The organism is Bradyrhizobium sp., from assembly GCF_019242285.1.
GTDB lineage: Bacteria > Pseudomonadota > Alphaproteobacteria > Rhizobiales > Xanthobacteraceae > Bradyrhizobium.
On sequence record NZ_JAFAVV010000169.1, the window covers coordinates 1 to 3288 of the forward strand.

General features: G+C 60.2%; 1 protein-coding gene and 1 pseudogene. Both read left to right on the forward strand.

What is annotated here, in order from left to right; translation table 11 throughout:
• Positions 1-16: 16 nt before the first annotated feature.
• A pseudogene (locus JOY90_RS06340) lies at positions 17-214 on the forward strand (DUF6496 domain-containing protein); the annotation flags it as partial.
• 126 nt (positions 215-340) lie between these two features.
• Positions 341-3288, forward strand: a 2948-nt coding sequence (locus JOY90_RS06345; protein WP_291690297.1) for a DEAD/DEAH box helicase, incomplete at its 3' end; no start/stop codon positions are given.

Consider the following 3288-nt stretch of genomic DNA (forward strand, 5'->3'; position numbering starts at 1 on the left):
TTGGAGGGAGGATCACATGGCTGCTAAGAAAAAGAAGAAGACCAAATACTCTCGCAGCTCGAAGCGAGACGTCGAAAGCGAAATGCGCCGATATAAGAAGGGCACCGCGAAAAGCGGTCGCGGTGGCAAGGGCGGCAAGGTCAAGAGCCGCAAGCAAGCCATAGCGATCGGTCTCTCCAAAGCCCGCAAGAAGGGCAAGCGCGTCCCGAAGAAGAAAAGCTGATTGGTGCCAATCAGCAGCAGTGGATTATCAGGAAGCTGGACTTCCGGGACGTGGCGAAATTAGACTACGTGCTTAGGCTGAAACTCGCGTCGAAAGATCCGCGCCAATGTCGGGGCGATGAAGAATAGCAAAAGTCCGTCGCGTTCGACGATTTCATCTGCCTCGCCGCTTGGCACGCTGGCGCTTCATCTTCTCCAGCAATGGAGAAAGGCGGATCGCAAGGGCGTCGTGTTTCTCTCCGAGAATGAGGACAGGGCTGAACGGCTTGGCAGCATCCTGTACGCCCTTGAACCATCCCTCGACGTTCTGGTGTTTCCAAGGCTGAATACGCTGCCCTTCGATGGTTTGGAGCCGTCTCGCGAGATTGCGGGCAGGCGAAGCTCGGTATTGCGGCGTCTCGCCCGGACGAAAAGACCGGTATTTCTGATCTCAACGGCCGAGGCGATCATGGAGCGGTTGCCGATGCCGACGGCTTGGAGCCGCCATAGCGTCCATTTGAAGGTCGGCGCGCCATACGCGGAGAAAGACCTTCAGAGCCGGCTAGAAGCTCTCGGATACGATCTTGACGAAGAGGCGGAATATCCAGGCGCGGCGCTCTTTCACGGCAAGACTTTCGAAATATTCCCGGCAGGCGCGCTTGGTCCGTTCAGAATCGAGCATTCCGGAAGCTCCATTGAGAAAATCGTAGCCGTGGACCCGGCGGAACACGAGGTTGTATTTGAGGCAAAGGATCTCGTGATTGATCCGATGTCCGAGCGCATTGCCTTTGAAGGCAAGTCGGGCAAGCGGGCGACGCTGGCAGACTATTGTGGTCGCGCGCAATGGATCGCCGACTCTGGAGTGATCCGACATGCCGATGGCTGGCTGGATACGATCGGTGAAGCAGCAAGTCGCAAAGACGCAGAGCGCGACTATCTGCGGCGAGACGAATGGAAGAAGCTGACAAAGCGCCTGAATGTCCTGCCGCGGAAAGCGGCTTATGTGGCTACGCCAGACTTCTCGAAGATGGCTGCTCCGAGGAAGGCGTTTCGTGAGTTCGTGACCAATACGCAAAAAGCCGGGTCTCGGCTGCTGTTCGTCGCTGCAGTGGAAGCCGATTTGCGCGCGATGGAGCGTATGAGCGGCACCCAGGTGGAACGCTTTGGCGATTGGGACAAAGCAGCGGCAGCTCGACGTAGAGAGAGCGCTATCTTGGCCGATTTCGACGCTGGCTTTGCGGGCTTGGGCCGGAAGCCGCTCGTCGTTGTCACATCGACCGATGTGCTTGGCAGCCGAGCCCATCATCCGCAGCCGATGTCGAGAGCGGGGACGGCGGCGTTCGAACATCCGGATGTGCCGGAGCAGGGCACCGTCGTCGTGCATCTTCAGCGCGGGCTGGCTCTGTTGGACGGCCTGCAGACCCTCGATATTGGAGAGGGCGTTTCCCGCGAACTGGTCAGGCTGAAGTTCGCGGGCGATGACGCGGTGCTGGTTTCGCCCGCCGACCTTGCCTTGATCTGGCCTTACGCCACCGAGCTCGGCAAGCTGACCTTGGACAAGGCGGACGGGAGTACGTGGTGGGAACGGCGTGGCGATGCCGAGAGGGAGATCCAGACCGCGGCCAAAGAACTCGCCAAGCACATCTCACAGCGGCGGCGCCGGCGTGCTGTCAAACTTACAGCGCGGGGCCCCGCTTATGAGAGGTTTGTTGCGCGTTTCCCATATTTTACGACCGCCGATCAGGCGCGAGCGATCCAGGATGTTCTTGACGACCTCTCGTCCGGGCATCCCATGGATCGGGTCATTTGCGGAGACGTCGGCTTTGGCAAGACCGAGGTCGCGTTGCGGGCCACCGCGGCTGTCGCGCTGGCGGGCAAGCAGGTCGCTATTGCGGTGCCGACCACCGTTTTGGCCCGGCAGCACGTTGCGACATTCCGCAAAAGATTCGGTCCACTTGGCATCAAGGTAGGAAGTTTGTCCCGGGCCGTGTCGGGCGCCGAAACGAAAGAAACCAAGGAAGCGTTGCGTCGCGGCAAACTGAAAATCGTGGTCGGTACGCAAGCGCTCGCGGCGAAGGATGTGAAATTTGCCGATCTTGGGCTCGTCATCATCGACGAAGAGCAACACTTTGGGGCGGCCGAGAAGGCGAAACTTTCGAGCTTGGCGAAGGGCGTTCATACGCTGTGGATGAGCGCGACGCCGATACCGCGCACCCTTGCGGCCGGGCTGGCAGGTTTTCGGGATCTGAGCGTGATTGCAACGCCGCCCGTGCATCGGCAGCCGGTCGTGACCAAGGTGGCTCCGCTATCTGATGCCGCGATTGCCGCGGCCTTGTTGCGCGAGCAGCGGCGCCGTGGACAGAGCTTTCTGATCTGCCCGCGCATTCAGGATCTAGAGCCAATGTTGGCGCGGGTACAGGCCGTGGCCCCGGATCTTCGCATCATCTGCCTGCATGGCAGGTTGCCCGCCGACGAGCTCGATGACCGGATGATGAGCTTTGTTGAAGGCGATGTAGACGTTCTGCTGGCGACCAATATCGTGGAGAGCGGTCTCGACATCCCCCGGGCGAATACCATTGTTGTCTGTTGGCCTGAGAAGTTTGGTCTGGCCCAGCTTCATCAGCTCAGGGGCCGCGTGGGACGTGGCGGTACAAGGGCTTTCGCATATTTGCTGACCGAAACCGAGTCGGAGCAATCCGAAAAGCGCCTTTCCGTACTTGAGGCGTTCAGCAGACCGGGGGCCGGCTTTGCCATCAGCGAGCGCGATCTCGATCTGCGCGGTGCCGGCGACCTCTTCTCGGAGCGCCAGTCCGGTCACGTGCAGGTCTTCGGGCCTATCTTATACAGCCACCTTCTCAAGCTTGCGTCGGAGAAGATCGGCGAGGGCATCAACCTATGGGTACCGGACCTGAACCTGCCGCTGCCCGATCTCCTGCCGGAAAGCTATGTGCAGTCGGAATCTGTCAGGCTCGAAATCTATGGCCGGGCCGCCAGGTGCCGGAACGAGGACGACCTTGAGGATCTGGAGGAGGAAACGGCACGGCGGTTTGGAAAGTTGCCGGCCGCGGCGCGGGACTTCTTTGCCGT